Raw genomic sequence first — 24,162 nt, 5'->3', positions numbered from 1 at the left:
ATATATACAAAAAAGAGCTATCTCTTTTCAAAGATAGCTCTAATAAAGTAAAACTTTAATCAGCCCTCACCAATCGGACTTTTACAGGCAGCAGGGCCCCTACCTAACTTCTTTGCTTCCGCTGAATTTTGAGTTGAGGGTCTTACTGCCCGTTAATGCGGGATAAACGAATTACTTTTCTACTATTATATTGTTTTTCTTTATAGATACACTTTTTGTAAATCCACTAACTACAAACATCACAATCATATTAATTAACAATGCGACTATGCCTACATTCAAATCTTTTATATACTGCGGGAAACTCGGAAACATTGTGGCTATAGTTGAACCAGATAAGGTAATATATGCGATCACTAACAGCCCAACTCCTATTCCTGCAATCGCTCCTTGCTTCGTAATAATTTGGCGTGGAAACAAGCTACATACAAGTGCAGGGAAAAGTTGTGTAACAATACTGTATCCCATTAATAGAAGCGCTCCTATCGTTTCTCCTCCTTTAAATGTAAATAAAACTGCCACGAGCGTTACTACAGGCACAAATAATTTTGCCATCTTAGCAACTTGTCTATCTGAAGCAGATGGAACTATCGTTCGATAAATATTTTTCGCTAACAGTGTAGAAGCCGCCATAACAAGCATCGAACCCGGAACCAATGCCGTTAATACTCCCGCACTACCAATAATTCCAATAAACCAAGGGTCAAACGTTTGAAGAGCAAGTCTGAACAATGAAAGGTCTACATCCGCTCCTTTTAATCCCGGAACCTGTAATATAGCAGCAAATCCTGCAAAAAATACGAAAAGTAAAACTAAAGAATACAATGGCATAATTGCTGCATTTTTACGAAATACTTTTTCATTTTTTGCAGAAAAAGCAGAAGCAAATGTATGAGGCCACATATAGAAACCGAGGGCCGTTAATATAATAGTAGAAACAAACCAAGAAATACTCATTCCTTCTTCAGATAAAGATAAAAATCCCGGTTTCGCTGCCTCTACAGCCTCAAACATCGGCTGAAATCCTCCATAATAATGATACGGTAAATATATACCTAAAAACATAACGATAAACAGTATCATAATATCCTTCAAAGCGGCCGTCCAAGCCGAACCATGTATACCTGAAACCATTACATATATAGTTATAACAATAGCACCAATCCAAACCGCAACAACAGGTGACACCCTTCCGTAAGAAGCTTCTGAAACGATAATTCCCAGTCCTTTTAACTGTAAAACAAGATATGGGATGATGGAAACAACACCAACAATCGAAACAATAAGTCCAAGCGCTTTACTTCTATATTTCTTCGCAAAAAAATCCGACTGTGAAACAAGGTTATGCTCTTTCGCATACTTCCAAATCGGTGGCAATAAAAAATACGATAAAAGATAAGCTAAAGCGCCATAACCTAAAATATAAAAGGTAGGTGCTCCTTTACTATATGCCCAGCCACTTCCTCCCAAAAATGTAAACGTCGTATAAATTTCACCTGCCATAAGGAGAAAAACAAAAATAGTGCCAAATCCTCTTCCCCCAACTGACCATTGCTCTAAATTCATATCTTTTCCATGTTGTGCCCGAATCCCTAAAAATAGTGCGAGAAACAAAAATAAAATAATGATAAGTAATGCAGTCATTTTACATCCTCCTTATTAGCAGGATCAAACACGTACACAAGCCCCATACAAAAAGATGTAATAAACACTGATAATAATACCCAAAATAATAAAAATGGCATCCCTAATACGTAAGGAGTAACTGAATTCGCAAATATTGGCCCAACTACTAAACAAAGAACTGGGATAAGCGCTAGAATGTGTATTTTCTTCATCTCATTCTCCTTTACTTATAAAGTTCATAATGGCTGATACAAAGACTTCCACTCCAATCGGCAATGCATCTTCGTCAATCGTAAAACGAGGGTGATGGTGAGGATATATAATACCTTTCTCTTTATTTCCCGCTCCGATAAAAAAGAATGTCCCCGGTGCCTTTTGTAAAAACGCTGAAAAATCTTCTCCAGCCATAGTCGGCTGTAAACGAACAACTCTATCCCTTCCATAAAGTTGTAATGCCGTTTGTTCAATAAGCTCTGTAGCTTCATAGTCATTTACAACTGGTTGATACCCATATTCATATGAAAATGTATATTTCGCTCCGTAAGATTCCGTAATATGCTTCACAATCCGCTCAATCTTCTTCTCTGTTTCACCTCGTAATTCATGTCTTAAACTTCTTACTGTCCCTTCAATCTCGGCTTGCTCTGGTATTACATTATGAGTTGTCCCCGCATGAAATTGTGTAACAGATATTACGAGAGAATCTAATGGATTCGTGAGGCGAGATACAATTTGCTGAAGTTGCGAAACGACTTGTGTTCCAATTGCAATACTATCCACCGTTTCATGAGGGATTCCAGCATGTCCACCTTTTCCCTCTATCTTAATTTTAAAAACATCCGGTGCAGCCATTGCAGGGCCATAAATAACACCTATTTTCCCAACCTCTAATGACGCCCAAAGGTGAGCACCAATAATATAATCCACACCTTCCATTACACCTGCAGCAACCATCTCCTCTGCACCACCAGGAAAATTCTCTTCAGCATGTTGGAATAGAAAACGAATCTCCCCTTTAATTTTCTCTCTTTCTTCTACTAACTTATGTACAACCCCAAGTAATATCGCTATATGTCCATCATGACCACATGCATGCATTACACCTTTATATATAGAAATAAAATCAAACTCATTTTCTTCATGAATAGGAAGAGCATCCATATCGGCTCGAATCGCAACTGTTTTGCCCGGATGTTTACCTACTAACTTTGCCATCACACTATATTTAGTCGGCCGTGACACTTCTAAATATGGGAATTTCCGAAGTATATCGAACACAAACTGCGATGTTTTCTCTTCTTGAAAAGATAACTCTGGATACTTATGAAAATGCCTTCTCCACTCAACCAACTGATTTTTTGACAAAACAAGTTCCTTTGCAACATCCATTTCTCTTCTCCCCTTCTTCACCAAATTAAATGTTATTATAACGTGAATTGTTAAGTTTTAAAAGAATCTTCTGAATTTTCGGTGATGATAAACTAAAAAGAAAAAGCCATCCAAAAGATGACTTTTTCATTATTATAAAATAGTAATTGCTTGTTTTCCCATTTGCTCCCAAGCTTTCTCAAATTCTGCTCGCGGAACAGCCAAGCGCGGATTATTTTTAAGAGGATCATTTACATATACAAAGTTTTGATCATATCCAATTACTACTGCACTATGCTCATAATATGTAATTTTCACTTCGCCTGAACTCGTATTCCATGTTTCAAAACTACTTTCAGCTAGCGGCTTAAACGTCGTATTAATAATGACCCATACCGGAGAACCAGAACTAATTACTTTATATATATCTTGCATGTCTCTACCTGTTAAATTAATTACTTTTTCAGGAACATATTTTTCTGCTAAATCAAAGATTGGTTTATTGTATACACCATATCCAGGCTCTGCCTTTGTATAAATATTTCCCACAAATCCCTCGTAAGGATTTCCACGCAAACCATTTTGTTCAAATGGAACACGATGAATTTCGCTAGCAAGTTGCATCTTATCTACTTGTACACCTTTATATTGCAGCAACATAGCTAAACTTGTCACTTCACATCCTCGAGGTAATTCTGGTAATTGTTTAATAAACGGAACATCTTCAATCATAGCTGCTTCTTTCATTTCAGATAGAAACTCTAAGCGTAGAACTTGCGCCTTTTGCATGATTTTATCTTTTCCTATAAAAAATGCAGCAGCAAGTATAATTCCAAAAACAAAAAGATATTTTAACTTTTTCATTATAAACAAAACTCCATTAATTATTATTTTACAGATACACCTCTTATCATTGTACCCTTCTTCTTACTAGTTTGCTAGAAAGATCATGTGAATTATCGCTCATAGAATTAATTATAAAAATTCTAATTATTTTTAATAAAAAGAAAAATAAATATACATTTACAGAATATTTTGCTAAAATCAAAATTGTTAACATAGTGAAGATATCACCATGTTAACAAACATTCTTAGAGTATTTAGTCATAGTTCGTTTTTTACATACTCCATTCATTTCATAGCAAATAAACCGAGTGTGTTTTGCATCCCCCACTAATGATTAAAAACTCAGAATAAAACGAAGTTTACACATTCAAGAAAATACGGGGTGAGGGGCATATGAATCAACAAATTGAACAAACAGATTTAAAACGAACAATGAAAAGTAGACACCTATTTATGATTGCACTCGGCGGTGTTATCGGAACCGGGCTATTTATGGGATCTGGTCAAATCGTCCATAATGCCGGACCTGGTGGTGCTATTCTTGCATTTTTAGTCGGTGGATTTGTTATGTATTTAACGATGTTATGTCTTGGTGAATTATCCGTTGCTATGCCAGAAGCAGGTTCATTCCAAAGTTATGCAAGCAAATTCATTTCACCTGGTTTTGGATTTGTTGTCGGTTGGATGTATTGGTTAAATTGGGCTGTTACAGTTGGCGTAGAGTTAACAACTGTAAGTATTTTAATGAAACGCTGGTTTCCAGACGTTTCTTCCTGGATTTGGTGCGTTACATTTGCAGCAGCACTCTTCCTCGTAAACGCTTTATCAGCAAAAGCATATGCAGAAGCAGAGTTTTGGTTCGCAAGTGTAAAAGTCGCGACAATTGTCATTTTCATCGTGCTTGGTGGCGCTGTTATGTTCGGTCTACTAGACTTTAATGGAAAGCCAGCTCCAATGCTTCATAATTTCACTGAAAATGGCGGGCTATTTCCCAACGGTGCATTAGCTGTTCTTCTTACGATGATTACAGTAAATTACTCCTTCCAAGGAACAGAATTAATTGGAATCGCTTCAGGAGAAAGTGAAAATCCTGAAAAAACAATTCCAAAAGCAATAAAAAATACAATTTGGCGAACTCTCTTCTTCTTCGTCTTAGCGATATCAGTTGTTGTAGGTTTACTCCCATGGCAAGAGGCTAATCTAGTTGAAAGTCCCTTTGTACTTGTATTTGATGTAGCCGGTGTCCCATATGCAGCAGATATTATGAACTTTGTTATTATTACAGCTGTATTATCCGTTGCTAACTCTGGTCTATATGCAAATTCTCGTATGCTGTGGGCGATGGCAAAACAAGGAATGGCAAGCCCAGCATTTACGAAATTAACTAAAAAAGGTGTACCGCTAAATGCATTAATTTTCAGCCTAATTTTCGCTAGCCTGTCCTTACTAACAAGTGTATTTGCGGCAGATACTGTCTTTCTAGTTTTAACATCTATTGCAGCAATGGCTGCCGTTGTCGTTTGGATGTCAATCGCCGCTTCACAGTTTTTCTTCCGTAGAAATTTCGTGAAAAATGGTGGCAACATAAATGATTTAAAATATCGTACACCGCTCTATCCACTCGTTCCAATCGTAGCGTTCTCGCTCAATTTCATTACATTTGTTAGTTTGGCTTTCATTCCAGATCAAAGAATTGCTCTTTATTGTGGCATTCCATTTATGATTATTTGTTACATTTTATACCAAGTTAAATATAAAAAAATTGTCACACTTGAACAGCCACGAACTGTCACACGAGAAATAAACTAAATATACAAAAAATTCAGCTATCTTCCTTATCATAAGATAGCTTTTTTCTATTTCTTGGATATCCTGGTATAACTTTATTTATCTTAAAATTTTCACAATCACGTTTTTCTCTGGAAAATAGTTTACAATGTAATCAAGTTACAAATGATATTCACCTTAAAAAGTGTGCATTTGTGTCTATTTTTTAACAATATATCAAAAACTATTGCCTTCTATAAATTAATAGGTTTATATTGTTTTATTGGCATAGTTTCAATCCAAGGAGAAAGGAGATTTTCAATCGTGCAACTAAAGAAAGCGTTTTGGAAGTTGGCTTCGCTTCTTCCGTTATCATTACTTCTGTTCCTCGGTGGCTGTGATAAAAAACTCGCAGTATTAAATCCGCAAGGACCTGTTGCAAAAGCACAGTATGATTTAATTGTTTGGTCATTCTTGCTTATGTCATTAATTATCGCAATTGTATTCATTCTGTTTACAGTCATCTTGATTCGTTATCGTGAAAAACCAGAGAATATGGACTATGAGCCACCTGAACAACACGGTAACACATTACTAGAAATTATTTGGACGCTTGTTCCTGTTATTATCGTTATCGCATTATCGATTCCAACAGTAAAAGCAACTTATGCTTCGGAAGAGGTTCCGAAAGAGTCCAAACATATTAAACCAGTTGAAATTTATGTTACATCTGCAAACTGGAAATGGTTATTCAGTTACCCAGAGGAAAAAATTGAAACCGTTAACTATTTAAACATCCCAGCTGGTGTACCAATTCAATTCAAACTGACTTCTGTCGGCCCAATGAATGCTTTCTGGGTACCAGAACTTGGTGGTATGAAGTACACAATGGATGGCATGATTATGGATCTTTATTTACAAGCTGATAAACCAGGTTCTTACCTAGGTCGTAGTGCGAACTTCTCTGGTGAAGGATTCACTCACATGGAGTTCGAAGTTGAAGCGAAAACTAAAGAGAAATATGACAAGTGGGTTAAAGAAGTACAACAAACTGCTGATAAGTTAACAGAACAGAAATACAACGAAATTATTAAACCTGGTGTAGTTGGACGCATGACGTTCTCTAGTCACCACTTAAGTTATGTAGATCCAAAATCACTTGAATATTGTGATTACAACTACTACAAAAACAAAAAATAATAGCTATTATTCCAACAGATTGGAGTGAACACAGTGAAGCTTGATGAATTCTTTGTCACAGGTGACCCGATTATTTACGGTGCAGACGCTTCTATCGTTCTTGTGACATTAGCAATCATTTTCGTACTAACAAAGTATAAAAAATGGAAATGGCTTTGGGACGAATGGTTGACAACTGTTGACCATAAAAAAATCGGAGCCATGTATATTATTTCTGCGGTTATCATGTTATTCCGTGGTGGTATGGATGGTTTAATGATCCGTGCACAGTTAACATTCCCAGAAACAACTTATTTAAACGCTGAACACTATAACGGAATCTTTACAACGCATGGTACAGTAATGATTCTTTTCATGGCAATGCCATTCGTTATGGGATTAATGAACCTTGTAGTACCATTACAAATTGGTGCTCGTGATGTTGCATATCCGTTCTTAAATGCTTTAAGTTTCTGGTTATTCTTTGTCGGAGCAATGTTATTCAACATCGCTTTCGTAATCGGTGGTTCTCCAGACGCTGGGTGGACTTCTTACTTCCCAATGGCAGGTACAGAGTTTACTTCAGGCGTAGGAAATAACTACTACGCAATTGCATTACAGATTTCAGGTCTCGGTACGCTAATGACCGGTATTAACTTCCTTGTTACTATCTTAAAAATGCGTACACCTGGTATGACTTTAATGAGAATGCCAATGTTTACTTGGTCAATCTTAATTACAACAATTATCATTATTTTCGCTTTCCCAGTATTAACAGTTGCTCTTGCATTAATGACATTTGACCGTCTATTCGATGCTCACTTCTTTACGATGGCGAGCGGCGGTATGCCGATGTTATGGGCCAACCTGTTCTGGGTATGGGGTCACCCTGAAGTATATATCGTTATTTTACCGGCATTCGGTATTTTCTCTGAAATCATTAGTACATTCTCACGTAAGCGTCTATTCGGTTACAGTGCGATGGTATACTCAATGGTTGCAATTTCTTTACTAAGTTTCGTCGTATGGCTTCACCACTTCTTCACGATGGGTGCAGGTCCAGCGGTTAACTCATTCTTCTCGATTTCGACAATGGCGATTTCGATTCCAACCGGTGTTAAGATCTTTAACTGGTTGTTTACACTGTATAAAGGACGTATCCGTTTTACAGTTCCAATGCTTTGGTCATTGGCATTTATTCCAAACTTCGTAGTCGGTGGGGTTACAGGGGTTATGCTTGGAATGGCAGCTGCTGATTATCAATACCATAACAGCTACTTCCTAATCGCTCACTTCCACTACGTATTAATCGCAGGTACAGTATTCGCTATGCTTGCTGGATTCACATTCTGGTATCCAAAAATGACTGGTCATATGTTAAATGAACGCCTAGGTAAATGGACATTCTGGATCTTTATGAGCGGATTCAACATCTGTTTCTTCCCAATGTACTTCTTAGGTTTAGACGGTATGACTCGTCGTATGTACACTTACTCTGAAAGTCTTGGATGGGGATGGCTAAACCAAATCGCATCTGTTGGTGCGGTAATGATGGGTATCGGCTTCCTACTTCTTTGCTACAACGTAATTTGGAGTGCACGTCACGGTGAACGTGACACAACTGGAGATCCATGGGATGGTCGTACACTTGAATGGGCAACTCACTCTCCTGTACAACATTACAACTTCGCGAAGCTTCCTGAAATTAAAGAAGCTGATGCTTTCTGGTACATGAAAAAACGCGGAGAAACAGTTACACCAGCAGCAGAAGATATCAAACCAATTCACATGCCAAGTAACTCTGGTGTGCCTATTATTGCGTCTGGATTCTTCGGTCTTGCAGGTTTCGCATTAGTATTTAGCTGGTTCTGGCTTGCAGCAATCGGTGGAGTTGGTATTTTAGCTTGCTTAATCTATCGTTCATTCGATTATGATGAAGGTTACTATATCAGTGTTGATGAAATTAAAAAAACAGAACATATAGCATGAGAGGTGAAATGACATGGCGGCTTTAGATAAAAGCTTACCTTTGGAATATCAATCCGAACAAAGCAGATTGAATATCCTAGGATTCTGGATTTTTCTTGGGGCTGAAATTATGCTGTTCGCAACACTTTTCGCCTCTTATCTAGTCCTTGCTGGTCGTACGGCAGATGGCCCAACACCAGCGCAATTGTTTGAACTTAAAACGCTTTTAATTCAAACATTACTACTTTTAACAAGTAGTTTTACATGCGGTATCGTAATTCATGAAATGCGTAAGCATAACCAAAAAGCGATGCTTGGATGGTTCGTCCTTACATTACTTTTAGGTGCAGGTTTCCTATTCTTTGAGATCGAAGAGTTCATTATGTACATTGGTGAAGGCGCAACAATTCAAACAAGTGCTTTCTTATCTGGATTCTTCGTTCTTCTTGGAACGCACGGAGCTCACGTAACAGGCGGTATCATTTGGGCAACTTGTGTTATTATCCAAATTTTAAAACGAGGTTTAACACCAGTTACAGCTCGTAAAGTATTCATTATCAGCTTATACTGGCATTTCCTTGATCTAGTTTGGGTCTTTATTTACACACTAGTTTACTTGAACGGGATGGTGGCGTAAATGGCTCAAAACAACAATCAAGCAAACGGGCATGCGCATAGCGGATTCCCTTGGTCACACGTTTTCGGATTTATTTTATCGCTTGCATTAACGTTTCTAGCGTTATACGTGGCACTTTACACAACATTGCCACTTTCAACAGTCTTAACAACTATTATCATAATGGCTGTTGCGCAAGCATTGTTACAATTAATTATGTTCATGCATTTAAAAGAAGGAGAAGGAAGAGTTCAAATTCTTACAATGATATACAGTTTCTTCGTTGCAACTGCAACAGTTGGTTTAACTGTATGGATCTTCTTCTCAATGTAATGTACATGAAAAAGACTGCTGAGATTCCTCAGCAGTCTTTTTTTATCCCCTCCCCTGTTACATCCACATTACGGAATTAACAACAGAATCATGAAAAATATACTTATTATGACAAATGTTAAGAAAAATCTTTCTTTATGAAATCGAATCCATATGCGTTGCTTTTCTACCTATTATATGGCTAAATAGGTACTATATTTATTTGAAGGGAGAGAACGCAATGGAACATCATACTTCTGTTCTATCACTTATGGTTGTCGTTGCAATCGCGTTTTTCGTTCCCCTTTTGTTACAACGCTTTAAATTAAAAGCACTTCCTGTTGTCGTTGCAGAAATTATTGCAGGAATCTTTGTAGGTAAAAGTGGGTTTAATATTATTGAGCCAGATATATGGCTTCAAGTTTTATCAACATTAGGATTTATCTTCCTCATGTTCTTAAGCGGTTTAGAAATTGATTTTTCTATCTTTAAACAAAAAGGGAAAAAAAATACGACAAACGAGCCAAATACATTTCAAGTAGCAAGCATTATCTTCTTATTTATTTTCATCTTATCTTATGCCCTATCATTACTATTCGTATGGCTAGGATTTGTAGATAATGCAATGTTCATGACTTTAATTATTTCAACTATTTCTTTAGGTGTTGTTGTACCAACATTAAAAGAAAACAACCTAGGAAAAACTGCAATCGGACAAATCATTTTATTAGTTGCTGTTATTGCAGACTTAGTTACAATGATTTTACTCGCTGTTTTCGTCGGATTAAATTCCGAAAGCGGTCAAAGTATGTGGCTCTTACTTATTCTATTCGGTGCCGGTATTGTCATTTACTTTATTGCAAAACGCTTTAAAAACATTCCATACTTAGATAGTTTAAAAGCTGGTAGTGTACAAATTGATACACGAGCTGTTTTTGCACTCATTTTAATCTTAGTTGGGTTATCGGAATCTGTTGGAGCAGAAAATATTTTAGGTGCCTTCTTAGCAGGTGTACTTGTATCGTTATTATCACCAAATGAAGATATGGTGGAAAAACTTGATTCTATCGGCTATGGTTTCTTCATCCCTATTTTCTTCGTAATGGTTGGTGTAAATCTAGAGGTGTGGTCTATTTTCAAAGAACCTTCTAGCATGCTAATGATTCCAATCTTAATTGTAGGACTCTTTATTTCGAAACTCTTACCATCACTCGTCTTAAGAAAATGGTATCCACGTAATATCGTACTTGGAAGTGCAATCTTATTAACATCGACACTTTCTTTAGTTATTGCGGCTGCACAAATTGGTGAAAAACTGGAGATCATCAGTCCAAGTTTATCTGCCTCTCTTATTTTAAGCGCAGTTATTACTTGTATTTTTGCACCTATATTGTTTAAAAAAATGTTCCCAAAAGTAGAAACACCAAAACCAAAAGTAGCTATTATTGGCGCGAGCAGAATTACCCTTCCGTTATCACTAGATTTAAAACGAGAAGATTATGACGTAACGCTATATATGATGCGTCAAAACAAAATAAATGATGAAGAAGCGAAATCACATGACTTCCCTATCGTGAAATTAGATGACATCACAATCGCATCATTAACTGAACAAACAGCATTTGATGCAGATCGCGTCGTTGTTGCAACAAGCGATGATGAACAAAACTTATTATTGGCAGAACATGCAAAAGAGCTAGGTGTTGAACATGTTATTGCAAGTGTAGAAGATCCACTTCTACAAGAAAAAGCAACGCAAGAACATATCGCTGTATTCTCAACAATTAACTCTACACGTATTTTATTACGTGCACTTATTGATAAACCTAGTCTCGTTCGCTTAATTACAACAGCAAACGAAACAGTACGTGAAGTTGAACTGCGCAGCAATAAATATAACGGCGTTGCGCTTCGCCGCCTCCCGTTTTTAGGTGATGTACTTGTCATTCAAATCTACCGCGGTAACAAAGCATTAATACCACATGGTGATACAAGACTACAACACGGTGACACATTACTTGTAACAGGTTCAAAAGAACATATCGATACACTAAAAAACATATTAGAGTAAAAAAATGCCCCTCACATAATTGTGGGGCATTTTTTTAACTTCATATGGTAAAATGTTACTATCACATATTATGAGGATGGATCACATTATGTCTATTGTAACTTTAGCTCTTTTATTATTAGCAGAAATACTCGTTGCCATTATTCTCATCGGTGTTAGTATTGAGATTTGTAGTTACGGATGGAAAAAATCGAATGGAATAAAATATTCTTGCCTCCTACTTTCACTCCTTCTCGGAACTGCTAGCATACTCGGACTTCTCGCCGCACCTGCTTATTTCTTTATACAATTAACAGAAAAGGCCTTATAAGAAAGGATGTTAATATGATTATCGTGAAAAATATTGAGGGATCTGAAACTTACGTATTACGTCAAAAAATTTTACGCCCCAATCAAACATTAGCAGATTGTAAATATCCTTCCGATTATGAAACAGACACCTTCCACTTAGGCGCATTTATAAACGATGAACTAATTAGTATCGCTTCCTTCTCAAAAGAAATATACCCTGACCTACCAGCCGGTATTCATTATCGTCTACGAGGAATGGCCACATTACCTGAGTTTCGAAACAACCACGCTGGAAGCTCCTTAATTCAGAATGCAGAACAAATCTTACAAGAGCGTCAAGCAAATATGTTATGGTGTAATGGCCGAATTACTGTAACTGACTATTACAAGCGATTAGGCTTTCAGGAGCATGGTGAAATTTTTGAAATTGAACCAATTGGCCTTCATAAAGTTTTGTATAAAAAGATATAAGAAAGGCTTTCCTCAATACGGGAAAGCCTTTCTTATATTTCAATCTTCTCTTTTTATTTTTTTCATATATATGTATATAAACAAACTAGGAACTAAAAAACAAGCAAACATAATAAGTCCTGTCATACTAATTTCCTTTATCGAAATATCTGGTGTTACAACGATACAAATAGCTAAAATCCCAATAATAATACCCACCGGAATGAATAATAGCTTCATAAAATAACGACGCGACACTCCGCCCGTATGCTCATACACTTCCACTGAATTTTTCAGATTTAAAAAGTTAATAATTATTATCCCGCCCATAAATACCATTAATAAATCCGAAACACTTTCATATCCTGCCCCTTGCAAGACATAGCGGTAAAAGACGATAGCTAGTATGACGATATTTTGTAAGATGAAAGCTAATCTAATATGTTTTAACCCTTCAATCATTAAACGTTCATCTTTCACGATTTTCATCCTACCACTCCTTTTCCTCCCAAAACAAATCATTCAACGTTTTATCTACTGCATAACAAATTTTTAAACATAAATCTAAAGATGGATTGTATTTCCCCTTCTCAATTAAACTAATCGTTTGCCTTGTAACGCCTACTTTTTCTGCTAATTGTTGCTGTGTTAAATCTAACTGAACACGCGCGACTTTTATTTTACTTACAGCCATTCATGTTCCTCCTCTATCTATATTGTAACATATATATTCCATTAAGTAATTTATATTTTACAAAACCAATTGAGTTTTCATCTTATCCCGATTGGTGCGGGCTAATACACAGTGAGGATATCCCCTACTGCTCATAGTTTCACTTTATTATACACAAAAAGGGAGCCTCCCATAAGAAGGCCCTCTCCTATATTTATATTATAAGAATAAATGACATCCAAATAAGAATGCAAATAAGTATAGTAATGGATGTACTTCCATCCCTTTACCCTTCACAATTTTCAAGACTGGATATACTAAAAATCCAATTGCGATTCCATTTGCAATACTAGATGTTAACGGAATACCTATAAAAATTAAAAATGCTGGTAACGCATCTTCAAATTCATTCCAATTAATATCTCGAATGCTTTGTGCCATTAAACTACCTACTATAATTAATGAAGGAGCTGTAATAGCGGCTACACTTGATAAAGAAGCAATAACAGGACTAAAAAATGCCGTTATAATTGTTAGACCAACAACTACAATCCCTGTTAATCCAGTTTTACCACCTGCAGCAATACCTGCTGACGATTCAATCGTCGCTGCTGTTGGGCTTGTTCCAAAGATAGAACCTGTAGTCCCGCCAATTGCATCCGCAATAAACGCTTTACCAAAACGCTTCTCTGTATTGTCTGTAATTAAACCTGCTTGTTTAATTAAACCGAGTAATGCACCTGTTGTATCGAATAAAAGTACAAGTAAAAATGAAAATACAACGCCGTATAATCCGTATTCAATTACATCTGAAAAGGCATTGATTGGGTTTGAAACGATGATACCCTCTGGTAAATGAGGCATCGCCACAATTTTATCAGCAAACTTCAATTGCCCTGTAAAGAAGGCAATAATTCCTGTCACAATCATACTAATAAATAATGCACCGCTCACACGCAATGTCATTAATACCGCCGCTAATATTAAACCAATTAAAGTTAAAATAACAGCTGGAGAATGAAAATCACCAATCGTAACTAAATTAGACGGATGATCCACGATAATTCCAGAAAGGCGCAATCCAATAAAAGCAATAAATAGTCCAATTCCACCTGCAATTGCATGCTTTAAACTATCAGGAATTGCTAAAATTAACTTTTGCCTAAACGAAGTAAAAGATAATAAAAGAAAAATAATCCCCGTTACAAATACAGCTGAAAAGGCAACTACATATGTAATCCCTTCTGCCTTCTGTACAACAGAATAAGCAAAATATGCATTCATTCCCATAGCTGGAGCAATAACAATCGGGTAATTCGCGAAAATCGCCATACCTACTGTTCCAACAACGGTTGCAATAATTGTTGCTGTAAACGCTTGGTCAAATGGTACACCTGCATCAGATAATATTTTTGGATTGATGACAAGAATATACGCAAATGTAAAAAAAGTTGTGATGCCAGCTAAAAACTCTTGCTTCACAGAAGTGTTATATTTTTGTAATTGAAACATGCTTATGTACCCTTCCTACACCTGAATTATTATCACACATTCTTTTTCTTACTAGTATGCGAGAAAATATAATACTTAATCTTAACAATCAATAAAAAGAAGAGTCAATATATTCCCTAATAGTTCGAATTTTAAGTTTAAGTCTGACAAGTACAGATGTAGTACAGTTCATTATGATTATTTTTGTAGCATAACAGATAGAAATGTTTTATAATTTGAAATAGTTAAATATTTAGTAAACGCATTCAAATATCGTTCACTCTACAAGGGGGATTCTTCTTATGCAGCACACAAACAAATCTGGAACTTTAAATCGTGGTTTAAAAGAACGACATATTACTTTAATGTCACTGGGCTCAGCTATTGGCGTTGGGCTATTTTTAGGATCCGCTTCCGCCATTAAACTAGCAGGTCCTTCTATTTTGCTAGGCTATATGATTGCCGGTCTCGTTATTTTTTTCATTATGCGAGCGCTTGGGGAAATGGCAATTGAACAACCTGTTGCTGGTTCTTTTAGTAAATATGCATATGATTATATTGGACCACTCGCTGGTTATATTACTGGTTGGAATTACTGGTTCTTATGGGTTGTTACTTGTATGGCTGAAATTACAGCAGCTGGCATTTACATGCAGTACTGGTTCCCTGATATCCCGCGCTGGACTTGGGCATTACTTGCTCTATTATTAATGAGCGCTTTTAACTTCTTATCGGTAAAAGTATTTGGAGAACTTGAGTTTTGGTTTGCTCTCATTAAAATTGTCACAATTATCTGTATGATAGTAGTCGGAGCTGGTATTATTTTATTCGGATTCGGAAACGGTGGTATCGCTACTGGTATTTCAAATCTTTGGTCACATGGTGGCTGGTTCCCAAATGGATTTTCTGGGTTACTACTCTCCATGCAGATGGTACTATTCGCTTATTTAGGCGTTGAATTAATCGGCGTTACAGCTGGTGAGGCTCAAAATCCGAAGAAAACACTCGCAAAGGCAATTGATAACGTATTTTGGAGAATTCTACTCTTTTACGTTGGGGCATTATTCGTTATGATGGCAATTTATCCATGGAACGAACTTGGTGAGAAAGGCAGTCCATTCGTATTAACATTCCAGCAAATTGGTATCGCAAAAGCAGCAGGTATTATTAACTTTGTCGTATTAACAGCAGCTCTTTCTTCTTGTAACGGTGGTTTATTTAGTACAGGCCGTATGCTATATACATTAGCTCAGCAGAAAAAAGCTCCTGAAAGATTTGGTCGTTTAAATAAAAATGGCATTCCAAGCCAAGGAATTGTAGCAACTGCTATCGTTTTACTAATTGGTGTTATATTAAACTATCTTGTACCTGCAAAGGTATTTACATGGCTTACTAGCATTTCAACTTTCGGTGCAATTTGGACTTGGGGCATTATATTAGTCGCTCAAATTAAATTCCGTAAAAGCTTGCCTACTCAAAATAAACAAAAGTTATCATATAAAATGCCTTTATACCCATTAAGCTCATATTTCTCACTTGCCTTCCTTGCACTAGTCTTATGTATAATGGCGTATTCAGAAGATACACGAATTGCATTGATTGTCGGCCCAATTTGGCTTATCGGCTTAGCAATCGTATATTACATGAAAGGGTTTCATAAGATTGATGAAACACCTAACTCAAAAATTAGTTAAGCAAAACATCCCTTCCTTATTACTTGGAAGGGATGTTTTTATATCTATATAAATATTTCTCAACAAAATTCACGGTATTTTTACAATTTTTTAATATTTTTTATGTTTTCCGTCTTTATTTTTACAGAAAAATAAATTACATTATTAAAGCACATATATTTATTATTAGGGGGATTCTTCTATGAAGAATAAAAAATGGATTACATTTTCTTTAGCAACAGCAATTACACTAAGTATAGGGACCTCGTTCATACCGTCTACTTATGCCGAAAGCTCTGTAGACCCAGCTCCTGAAATTGCTGCAAAAGTTGTAAATCAAAACAATGGGAAGAAAGTATTATTTGATAATACACACGGTCAAACTGCTGGGACAGCTGACTGGGTTATTGACGGCGGCTTTTCTGACTTCGGAAACGGCATTGCAAAAAACGGATATCACGTAAAGGAACTTCGTAAATCAACACCTATTACGTACGAAGACTTAAAAGGTTACAATGTATTTATCGTTCCAGAAGCTAATATTCCTTACAAAAAATCTGAGCAGGACGCTATGTTACAATATGTGAAAAATGGTGGTAGTATCTTCTTTATTGCTGATCATTACAATGCAGATCGTAATAAAAATCGCTGGGACTCTTCTGAAGTTTTTAATGGATATAGACGCGGTGCTTGGGATAATCCTGCAAAAGGAATGTCTAATGAAGAAGCAAATTCACAAGCTATGCAAGGAGTAGAAAGCTCTGATTGGCTCTCTGACAACTTCGGTATTCGCTTCCGCTACAATGCAATTGGTGATGTTTCAGCGAAAACAATTGTACCACCTGAACAATCTTTCGGAATTACAAAAGGTGTTTCGTCTGTAGCAATGCATGCTGGTTCTACTCTAGCAATTACAAACCCAAAACTAGCAAAAGGACTTGTTTACCTTCCAGAAAATCCATCAAAATGGAATAACGCTGTTGATAGTGGCGTTTATAATGGCGGTGGTATTGCAGAAGGCCCATATGCTGCAATTGCAAAAGTAGGACTTGGAAAAGCTGCCTTTATTGGTGACTCTTCTCCTGTTGAAGATGCTACGCCAAAGTACGTTCGTGAAGATTCTGGCCAAACAAAGAAAACTTACGATGGTTATAAAGAAGAAAACGATGCTATCTTATTAGAAAACATCGTAAATTGGTTATCGAATAAAGAGACATTTACAAGTTTAGATCAAGTAAATGGTTTACAACTTGATTCACCTACAGCTCTACAGACATTTGAACAGCCAAGCTTATCAACAGAACCACAACCTGAACCTTGGGGTGCACCAAATGCAGGTTATCAATGGTTTAATACAAATACTTTCAAACCAGGTTCATACGGTTATAATGGTGCGGTAACAACAAGCGACTACGTCGTTACACACCCTAGCATTCTACCAAACAATGAAATTTTCCAAATGAAGATTCAAGTAAACAACTTACTACCTAATACAACTTATAACAACTATTCTTTAGGTATCTTCACTACTGGAGGAACACAAGTGGCTAAAGTACAAAATGCAAACGGCACTTGGCCATCTACTTTTGGATATAGCAGTGCATTTTCTTTCACAACAAACAGCTTAGGCTCTGCTGAGAAAGTTGTAAATGTACAGATTGATTCAAATACAATTGGACAAGCAACGCTTCGTCTACGCCAAAATACAACAACGAAATATAATGAAACTGTAACAATTAATAAGAAATAATAAAAAAGGCAATCCATACATGGATTGCCTTCTTCTCACTTCTCTTCCTTCGAGAAAAACATTCTTGAAATAACGATACCTATACTACCGACGATTAGGAATAACACTGCCCTAATCATCATCGATACCTCTGGTAAGTCAAGTAAGAATAACTTCCCTACCGTTACGACTAAAACGACTAAACCAGCATATAATATTTCATTCATATTTCTATTTCTTCCAAACCAAACCGCAAATAATGCATATACCATCCATAATAACGATACTGATACACTAATTACGCTTCCATCTGTAGATAAAACTTCACCGATTCTCGTAATTGTAATAAATACAATTATCATAAACCAATAGAGCACTATAGAATACATATATTTGCCGAAGCTCGCTAATACTTCTTTCGCTTCTCTCATGCAATAATAGAACGTTCCTATTAAAATAAGATGAGCAACAAAGCCTGCCGAAATAAATTGATCAAACGGGCTAAAAATAGTCTGTATCATTCCAATTGCGTAAACCGTCGCACTAACATACAATTTTATCTGTTGTTTTACTTTAATAGAAGTGACCATGCCGAGGAAACCTTGTAATAATAGTACAATCGCTGCATTCACTAAACTATACTCATATAAAATTGCTAAACTAAATGCTCCCATTGCGAAACCAAATAAGAGATTTGTAAATGTAGAATGTCTATTTTTCCTATATTCAAATACGAACATAGCGGCATGCACGATTGCACTAATAATTAATCCCCATGTTGTAAAATCAGGTATTTTTGAAATAGCTAGTATAAAGAACACTGCATTTGCACTAAATATCGCCAAACGTGGTTCTAGTATAAAACTTCTCTCCGTAAACATATGCCAAAATAATAGTAAATGAATCAAACCATATACAATCGTTAACTGTATTTGCAAGTTCTCTACTAACATTGACATAACAGCAAAGAAAACGAAAAGGACAATGGCAGCAACAGCGTAAGAAATCATATATAAGTATTTATAACGATTTTTCAACGCATACCATAATAAACTAAGTGTTAATACTGTCTCATATCCAAAGAAAATATAAGGATTAGGAGTCGTACTATTTAACAAGAATGGTACGAAGAACGCTCCGACCGCTACGAAAATAGTGAGATATTCCGATTGATATCTTTTCGCTAAATAAATACCTAAAATAACCCATGCAATATTACAGAGAAACGCGACACTTGCCGGAATAAATCCATATAAATAATGTGCTGCAAACGTTGTTAGAACAATCCCGGTAATACTTCCTCCAGCTAATACTAACCCTAACGCCTGCCGCTCTCTTTTAATTTGAATATCTCCTATATAATACAATCCGATAGATAATACGATACCAAACACAATTCGTATCGCTGGTGTTAATAAGCCAGCATCTACCCCTGCTTTAAATAACCAGATCACTCCAAGCAACATAATACCGACAAATACACGCGGTAACCATGTTTGACAAAACTTAATAATATTAAATGGCTCTGGTTTAAAAGCAGATATATCTACTTGTTTTACCTGACGTTCTTGCAAAGGCTCTTTTATCTTAACTATTTCTTCTTTTGGCTTTTCCTCCATTACCGTTTCAATATATTCTTTCTTGTTCTTACTAACATGTTGCTGAGCGTTTTCTACTTCTATTTCCCTTTGCTTTACTTTTAATTCAGCAAGTGCTTCTTGAATTGTTTCAATTGCCGTTTCGAGTGCTTCTATTTTCTTATCCAAATCCTTCTTCATACGCTCCCCCCTCATTCGTAACTCTCATTAAACCTATATATTACCAATTATCTTTATCATACTCTTAGTCTATTCATTTTCAATAGTATTTTTCCAAAAAAAGAAAGGCGTCTTCCCAAAATAGGAAAACACCTTTTTACTCATTTATTCTTATTTAGAACAATGCTAACGATGAAACCAAGACACATGCCTACAATAGCTGGAACAATCCACCCAACACCTTCTGTATAAAACGGAATGTATTTTAATGCTGACGTCCACTGATTCATCATTACATTTTTATTTAAAATATCAATTGCACTAAATATCGCTACAACCCAAACAGTTACTGCATATACGTATGCATACTTTCCAATATACTTATGGAATAACCCTAGAATAATAAGAGTTAATGCAATTGGATAAATAAATCCAAGAATTGGTACTGATACTTTTAAAATTTGCGTTAATCCTAAATTAGCTAAGATCATACTAACAACGCTTACTATAAATGCCCACACTTTATAAGATACTTTCGGAAATGCACTCGCAAAAAATTGACTACAAGACGTAACAAGTCCAATTGAAACACATAAACATGCGATAGTAAAAATAAGACCTAATAAAACGACTCCGCCCTGTCCAAATAATGTAGTCATAACTTGCGCTAACACTTTCGCACCGTTATCGAATGTTCCTAATGAGCCACTAATTGCCCCCACATATCCAAGGATGACATAAATAATCGATAATAATAGTCCTGCCCCGATGCCAGCAATACTCATATATTTCGCTAAACTTTTATCATCTTCAATACCCTTTGCACGTAATGCATTCGCAATAACAATTCCAAAGATTAAAGCAGCTAACGCATCCATTGTTAAATATCCATCTAAAAACCCTTGAAACATAGGAGCTTGTCCATAGTTCCCTATTGGTTCTTTCATATCTCCTACCGGTGTAAACATACTCTTTATAAAAATAAGTGCAATCATACATAATAATAACGGCGTCAATACTTTTCCAAACAATCCCATTAATTTAGATGGAGATAAACTTAACCAGTAAACAATACTAAAGAAAATAACTGTGTAAAACAACAATAGTCCGCTTCCTGCTTCAGGGAATAACTGACCTGGCCCCATTTCAAAAGCTAAACTTCCCGCACGTGGTATACCAAGCCCAGGTCCAATAAATACATACACGATACATGGAAAAATAATTGCAAATGAAGAATGAACCCTACCCGCTAACGTTTGAAAACTTCCTGCTTTTGCAATAGAGATAACACCTAATATAGGAAGACCTGTTGCTGATATAATAAACCCTACTAATGAAATCCAAACATGTTCTCCTGCTTCATACCCAAGGAAAGGTGGAAATATAAGATTCCCTGCTCCAAAGAACATAGAGAATAACATAAGGCTAATAAGTAAAATTTCTTTTTTCTCTAACAATTTCATTTCTTTCTCCTTCTTTAATTTCATCTTTTATGAAATCAATTTCACATATAAAAAGTACAATAACCCGCTTCCTTACAAAGAAAACATAGTCCATAGTCTATCACAAAAGAAACACCCATTCTATAGCTATTCCTCTTTTCCAATTTCTTCTGAAAAATCAACCTTTATTGACTTATAATAGTTAATAAGGTAAAATATTAAATGTACAAAATTATTAACTTTGTTTTTGTTTGTGTCAGGAGGAAAATAACATGGAATCAGCGATACAACTAGAAAGAGAACAACAAAGAAAAAAGAAACATCCTCCAGGTTTATACTTACTCTTCTTTACAGAAATGTGGGAAAGATTTAGTTACTATGGATTACGAGGATTATTAACATTATATTTAACGACAGCTTTAGTAAGCGGTGGTCTTGGGTTTAGTCCCGCATGGGCACTCTCTATTTACGGATTTTATACTGGAGCCTGTTATTTCACACCAATGATTGGTGGCTACTTAACAGACCGTTTTCTAGGTAGACGAAAAGCAATCACAATTGGTGGTATAACAATGGCAATCGGTAACCTTACACTATTTGCCTTGCAAAACCAATTAGGCCTATACCTCGGATTAGCGCTTATTATTATAGGTAACGGATTCTTCAAACCGAACATCTCTACACTGGTTGGAGAATTATACGAAGAGAACGATCCAAAACGTGATAGTGCATTTACCATTTTCTATATGGGTATTAACGTCGGGTCATTTTTAGCTCCACTCGTTTGCGGATTTTTATCAGAAAATTTATTCAAAACAACAGTTGATGGCGTTGTACATTACGGATTCCGTTACGGTTTCTTAGCCGCTTCAATCGGAATGATCATTGGACAAATTTTATTTACAACACTATCAAATCGCTTCCTTGGTAATATCGGTAAAAAACCAACTCGTGATTTACAAACAGCTGCTGGACAACCATCAGTAGGAGATACACCGTTAACAAAAAAAGAAAAACAACGTACCGCAGTTATCGTCATTTTAACATGCTTCGTTGTCTTCTTCTGGGCTGGCTTTGAACAAGCTGGTAGCTCATTAACATTATATACAAACAAATTTGTAGACCGCTCTGTGTTCGGATGGGAAGTTCCAACATCTTGGTTCCAATCGGTCAATCCATTATTTATTATTTTACTTGCTCCAGTCATTTCTGCATTATGGGCAAAACTTGCAACTCGCAAGCAAGGTGATTTAAAAATCCCAACTAAAATGGGACTTGGTATGATCTTGCTCGGTATCGGTTATATCATTCTCGTTATCGCTACATTAAAAACAGGTAGTGATGAACATAACATTACAGAAAAAGCAAACTTACTGTTTATCGTCTTTACGTATCTTTTCCATACGTTAGGTGAGCTATTCTTATCACCTGTCGGACTATCAATGGTTAGTGCGCTTGCTCCGGTAAAATTAGCATCTTTATTAATGGGTGTATGGCTAGCAAGTTCAGGTATCGCCAACATTTTAGGCGGACAACTTGCAAGCTTCACAACTTCACTTGGATACGCTGAAGTATTCACAGTTATTGGCGCTGTGGCAATTGTATTAGGCTGTGTTTTATTATTAATTTCTAAGAAATTAGTAAAATGGATGGATTAAAAAAGATGAGGAATTTCTCCTCATCTTTTTTTATACTGTTTTACCTTTTTCTATTGCTTGTTCGTACAGCTCTTTATATTCTTTATATTCACTTGGTACGAAACTCTTATAGAAAAATGAGAACCAGCTATCTCCCTTTTTATACCCTTCTTCTCGAATTTCCGCTGCTTTTTTATTCGATTTAAATCCTTCAGTAAACCATTTCTTTAACAATTCATTTCGTTCATACTTAGCAGGAACTTTTAAATCATAGTTTTCAAATGCATACTTATAGCCAGCCTTTTCTACTGCCTTTTTTGTAGACTTATAGCCTTTTTCATACGCTTTTTCATATGCCTTCACGTATACTTCTTTCTCTCTATTTCCAGGATTCTTTTCAGCTAGTTCTTTCCCTGTCTTTTCCCCTAATTCAGCTTGCTCTTTTTCAATTTTTTCTGTTCTTTCTTTATTCCCTACTTTGAATCCGTCTGCAAAGTTTACCTTAAACTCTGGAGCAACTTGACTATCGTCCATTGTCTCTTGTGCTAAACCTTGTTCTTTTCCTTTTTCAAAATGCGTTTTCTTCTGCTCTTCTAAAGACCATGCGGCTACATAAGTCGCTTTAAACGCTTGTTTATATGCATCAGATTTTCCAGCTACATGCACTTCTGCATCATTTTTTCCTTCTTTAAAATCAGTTTCTCCATTCTTTTGACCTTCAAGTTGACCTTTTTCCATATCAGCTTGGCGCTGCGCTTCCTCTTGCTTACGTGCCTCTTCAGCTTTTCTTTGTTCCTCGGCTACACGTTGTCTCTCTTCTTCAGCTTTACGCTGTGCTTCTGCAGCACGTTGTTTTTCAGCCTCAGTATTGCGCTGTGCTTCTGCTTGTCTCTCAGCTTCTACAGCACTATTATTATTCTGACTAGGAGCTGGGCTCGTTGCGCCACTACTAGAAGCTGGTTTATTGTGATAATGATATTCCCCGTACTGTAATCCCCACTTCTCACAATTTGTACGACACGTATGTCCGCCATTAGCATCTGTACGCCCTGGATGCGCATAAGCTGAAATTGGAGCTACCAATAACGCTATACTCGTTGTTAAAAGAAGTTTCTTCACCTGTTGTCTCACTCTTGTTCCTCCCAAAATATAGAATTCTAAATTTATTATACATAAATAGAAGAATAATTAAATACAAACCGAAATATTCTATTATTTCTCAACATTAGTAAAAAAGAAGGGGAACTCTTTAAAGAGTTCCCCTTC

General features: G+C 36.2%; 21 protein-coding genes. 11 read left to right on the top strand and 10 right to left on the bottom strand.

Translation table 11 applies throughout. The annotated features are described in order from the left end of the window. Positions 1-171: 171 nt before the first annotated feature. From DN407_RS03615 to DN407_RS03600, 4 genes are all read right to left on the bottom strand, one after another. The gene (locus DN407_RS03615; RefSeq protein ID WP_149216022.1) at positions 172-1,644 is read right to left on the bottom strand and encodes a sodium:solute symporter family protein; all 1,473 of its coding nucleotides are present in this window, start codon (positions 1,642-1,644) and stop codon (positions 172-174) included. Next, positions 1,641-1,838 carry a DUF3311 domain-containing protein gene (locus tag DN407_RS03610; RefSeq protein ID WP_000719833.1) on the bottom strand — a complete coding sequence of 66 codons (198 nt, stop codon included), beginning with the start codon at positions 1,836-1,838 and terminating at the stop codon, positions 1,641-1,643. The genes DN407_RS03615 and DN407_RS03610 overlap by 4 nt, the downstream gene beginning before the upstream one ends. A 1-nt stretch (position 1,839) precedes the next feature. Next, positions 1,840-3,015, bottom strand: coding sequence for an amidohydrolase (locus tag DN407_RS03605; RefSeq protein WP_149216021.1), 1,176 nt, complete (start codon positions 3,013-3,015; stop codon positions 1,840-1,842). Between the two features lie 132 nt (positions 3,016-3,147). Next, positions 3,148-3,858 carry a C39 family peptidase gene (locus DN407_RS03600; RefSeq protein WP_000734488.1) on the bottom strand — a complete coding sequence of 237 codons (711 nt, stop codon included), beginning with the start codon at positions 3,856-3,858 and terminating at the stop codon, positions 3,148-3,150. Positions 3,859-4,233: 375 nt separating this feature from the next. Here DN407_RS03600 and DN407_RS03595 point away from each other — a divergent pair, with 375 nt between their 5' ends. From DN407_RS03595 to DN407_RS03560, 8 genes are all read left to right on the top strand, one after another. Continuing rightward, positions 4,234-5,649, top strand: a complete 1,416-nt coding sequence (locus DN407_RS03595; protein WP_001075762.1) for an amino acid permease — start codon at positions 4,234-4,236, stop codon at positions 5,647-5,649. Positions 5,650-5,931: 282 nt separating this feature from the next. Further along, entirely contained in the window at positions 5,932-6,807 is an 876-nt protein-coding gene (locus DN407_RS03590) for a cytochrome aa3 quinol oxidase subunit II (protein ID WP_001176166.1), read from the top strand. Positions 6,808-6,840: 33 nt separating this feature from the next. Further along, a complete protein-coding gene (qoxB, locus tag DN407_RS03585; protein ID WP_000762367.1) occupies positions 6,841-8,775 on the top strand; it encodes a cytochrome aa3 quinol oxidase subunit I in 1,935 nt (644 codons plus the stop codon). A 13-nt stretch (positions 8,776-8,788) separates the two neighbouring features. Further along, positions 8,789-9,391, top strand: a complete 603-nt coding sequence (gene qoxC, locus DN407_RS03580; RefSeq protein ID WP_000729318.1) for a cytochrome aa3 quinol oxidase subunit III — start codon at positions 8,789-8,791, stop codon at positions 9,389-9,391. Beyond that, the gene (gene qoxD / locus DN407_RS03575; protein WP_000068425.1) at positions 9,392-9,703 is read left to right on the top strand and encodes a cytochrome aa3 quinol oxidase subunit IV; all 312 of its coding nucleotides are present in this window, start codon (positions 9,392-9,394) and stop codon (positions 9,701-9,703) included. Between the two features lie 220 nt (positions 9,704-9,923). Continuing rightward, on the top strand, positions 9,924-11,753 hold the full coding sequence (locus tag DN407_RS03570) for a monovalent cation:proton antiporter family protein (RefSeq protein ID WP_000399972.1): 1,830 nt from the start codon (positions 9,924-9,926) through the stop codon (positions 11,751-11,753). A gap of 52 nt (positions 11,754-11,805) precedes the next feature. Then, entirely contained in the window at positions 11,806-12,063 is a 258-nt protein-coding gene (locus DN407_RS03565) for a DUF4022 family protein (RefSeq protein ID WP_044129536.1), read from the top strand. 14 nt (positions 12,064-12,077) lie between these two features. Continuing rightward, positions 12,078-12,515 (top strand): GNAT family N-acetyltransferase, encoded by a 438-nt coding sequence (locus tag DN407_RS03560; protein WP_000587680.1) that lies wholly within the window; start codon positions 12,078-12,080, stop codon positions 12,513-12,515. Positions 12,516-12,554: 39 nt separating this feature from the next. On the opposite strand, the gene DN407_RS03555 is transcribed toward DN407_RS03560, so the two are convergent. The 3 genes from DN407_RS03555 to DN407_RS03545 form a co-directional block, all read right to left on the bottom strand. Next, positions 12,555-12,983 (bottom strand): hypothetical protein, encoded by a 429-nt coding sequence (locus DN407_RS03555; protein WP_000706629.1) that lies wholly within the window; start codon positions 12,981-12,983, stop codon positions 12,555-12,557. Position 12,984: 1 nt separating this feature from the next. Further along, a complete protein-coding gene (locus tag DN407_RS03550) occupies positions 12,985-13,188 on the bottom strand; it encodes a helix-turn-helix transcriptional regulator (protein WP_000301183.1) in 204 nt (67 codons plus the stop codon). A 198-nt stretch (positions 13,189-13,386) separates the two neighbouring features. Next, positions 13,387-14,679: an NCS2 family permease gene (locus DN407_RS03545; protein WP_000487191.1), complete on the bottom strand. Its 1,293-nt coding sequence runs from the start codon at positions 14,677-14,679 to the stop codon at positions 13,387-13,389. Between the two features lie 281 nt (positions 14,680-14,960). Between DN407_RS03545 and DN407_RS03540 the strand changes: the two genes are divergently transcribed. Continuing rightward, positions 14,961-16,352 carry an amino acid permease gene (locus tag DN407_RS03540; protein ID WP_001164895.1) on the top strand — a complete coding sequence of 464 codons (1,392 nt, stop codon included), beginning with the start codon at positions 14,961-14,963 and terminating at the stop codon, positions 16,350-16,352. 181 nt (positions 16,353-16,533) lie between these two features. Next, positions 16,534-18,081 carry a DNA-binding protein gene (locus tag DN407_RS03535; RefSeq protein ID WP_149216020.1) on the top strand — a complete coding sequence of 516 codons (1,548 nt, stop codon included), beginning with the start codon at positions 16,534-16,536 and terminating at the stop codon, positions 18,079-18,081. A gap of 35 nt (positions 18,082-18,116) precedes the next feature. Here DN407_RS03535 and DN407_RS03530 read toward each other — a convergent pair whose 3' ends face one another. Both DN407_RS03530 and brnQ1 read right to left on the bottom strand, forming a co-directional pair. Further along, positions 18,117-19,838 carry a DUF2339 domain-containing protein gene (locus DN407_RS03530; protein WP_000710928.1) on the bottom strand — a complete coding sequence of 574 codons (1,722 nt, stop codon included), beginning with the start codon at positions 19,836-19,838 and terminating at the stop codon, positions 18,117-18,119. Positions 19,839-19,978: 140 nt separating this feature from the next. After that, positions 19,979-21,280, bottom strand: a complete 1,302-nt coding sequence (gene brnQ1 / locus DN407_RS03525; protein WP_058839591.1) for a branched-chain amino acid transport system II carrier protein BrnQ1 — start codon at positions 21,278-21,280, stop codon at positions 19,979-19,981. 251 nt (positions 21,281-21,531) lie between these two features. Here brnQ1 and DN407_RS03520 point away from each other — a divergent pair, with 251 nt between their 5' ends. Next, positions 21,532-22,917, top strand: coding sequence for a peptide MFS transporter (locus DN407_RS03520; RefSeq protein ID WP_000443143.1), 1,386 nt, complete (start codon positions 21,532-21,534; stop codon positions 22,915-22,917). Between the two features lie 30 nt (positions 22,918-22,947). On the opposite strand, the gene DN407_RS03515 is transcribed toward DN407_RS03520, so the two are convergent. After that, complete coding sequence (locus DN407_RS03515) at positions 22,948-24,027, bottom strand: YHYH domain-containing protein (protein WP_149216019.1); 1,080 nt, start codon at positions 24,025-24,027, stop codon at positions 22,948-22,950. Positions 24,028-24,162 lie beyond the last annotated feature (135 nt).

This window comes from Bacillus sp. JAS24-2 (assembly GCF_008274905.1).
In the GTDB taxonomy this organism is placed as follows: domain Bacteria; phylum Bacillota; class Bacilli; order Bacillales; family Bacillaceae_G; genus Bacillus_A; species Bacillus_A cereus.
The sequence above is the reverse complement of the archived record's forward strand: the minus strand, read 5'-3'. Positions and strand labels throughout refer to the sequence as shown.

Bases quoted from the DNA above. Each gene is read 5' to 3' on its own strand.
- DN407_RS03600 (WP_000734488.1), bottom strand. From the start codon at position 3,858: ATGAAAAAGTTAAAATATCTTTTTGTTTTTGGAATTATACTTGCTGCT.
- DN407_RS03550 (WP_000301183.1), bottom strand. From the start codon at position 13,188: ATGGCTGTAAGTAAAATAAAAGTCGCGCGTGTTCAGTTAGATTTAACA.
- brnQ1 (WP_058839591.1), bottom strand. From the start codon at position 21,280: ATGAAATTGTTAGAGAAAAAAGAAATTTTACTTATTAGCCTTATGTTA.
- DN407_RS03595 (WP_001075762.1), top strand. From the start codon at position 4,234: ATGAATCAACAAATTGAACAAACAGATTTAAAACGAACAATGAAAAGT.
- DN407_RS03540 (WP_001164895.1), top strand. From the start codon at position 14,961: ATGCAGCACACAAACAAATCTGGAACTTTAAATCGTGGTTTAAAAGAA.
- DN407_RS03605 (WP_149216021.1), bottom strand. From the start codon at position 3,015: ATGGATGTTGCAAAGGAACTTGTTTTGTCAAAAAATCAGTTGGTTGAG.
- DN407_RS03520 (WP_000443143.1), top strand. From the start codon at position 21,532: ATGGAATCAGCGATACAACTAGAAAGAGAACAACAAAGAAAAAAGAAA.
- DN407_RS03570 (WP_000399972.1), top strand. From the start codon at position 9,924: ATGGAACATCATACTTCTGTTCTATCACTTATGGTTGTCGTTGCAATC.
- DN407_RS03530 (WP_000710928.1), bottom strand. From the start codon at position 19,838: ATGAAGAAGGATTTGGATAAGAAAATAGAAGCACTCGAAACGGCAATT.
- DN407_RS03565 (WP_044129536.1), top strand. From the start codon at position 11,806: ATGTTACTATCACATATTATGAGGATGGATCACATTATGTCTATTGTA.
- DN407_RS03545 (WP_000487191.1), bottom strand. From the start codon at position 14,679: ATGTTTCAATTACAAAAATATAACACTTCTGTGAAGCAAGAGTTTTTA.
- DN407_RS03555 (WP_000706629.1), bottom strand. From the start codon at position 12,983: ATGAAAATCGTGAAAGATGAACGTTTAATGATTGAAGGGTTAAAACAT.
- qoxC (WP_000729318.1), top strand. From the start codon at position 8,789: ATGGCGGCTTTAGATAAAAGCTTACCTTTGGAATATCAATCCGAACAA.
- DN407_RS03610 (WP_000719833.1), bottom strand. From the start codon at position 1,838: ATGAAGAAAATACACATTCTAGCGCTTATCCCAGTTCTTTGTTTAGTA.
- DN407_RS03535 (WP_149216020.1), top strand. From the start codon at position 16,534: ATGAAGAATAAAAAATGGATTACATTTTCTTTAGCAACAGCAATTACA.
- qoxD (WP_000068425.1), top strand. From the start codon at position 9,392: ATGGCTCAAAACAACAATCAAGCAAACGGGCATGCGCATAGCGGATTC.
- DN407_RS03560 (WP_000587680.1), top strand. From the start codon at position 12,078: ATGATTATCGTGAAAAATATTGAGGGATCTGAAACTTACGTATTACGT.
- DN407_RS03615 (WP_149216022.1), bottom strand. From the start codon at position 1,644: ATGACTGCATTACTTATCATTATTTTATTTTTGTTTCTCGCACTATTT.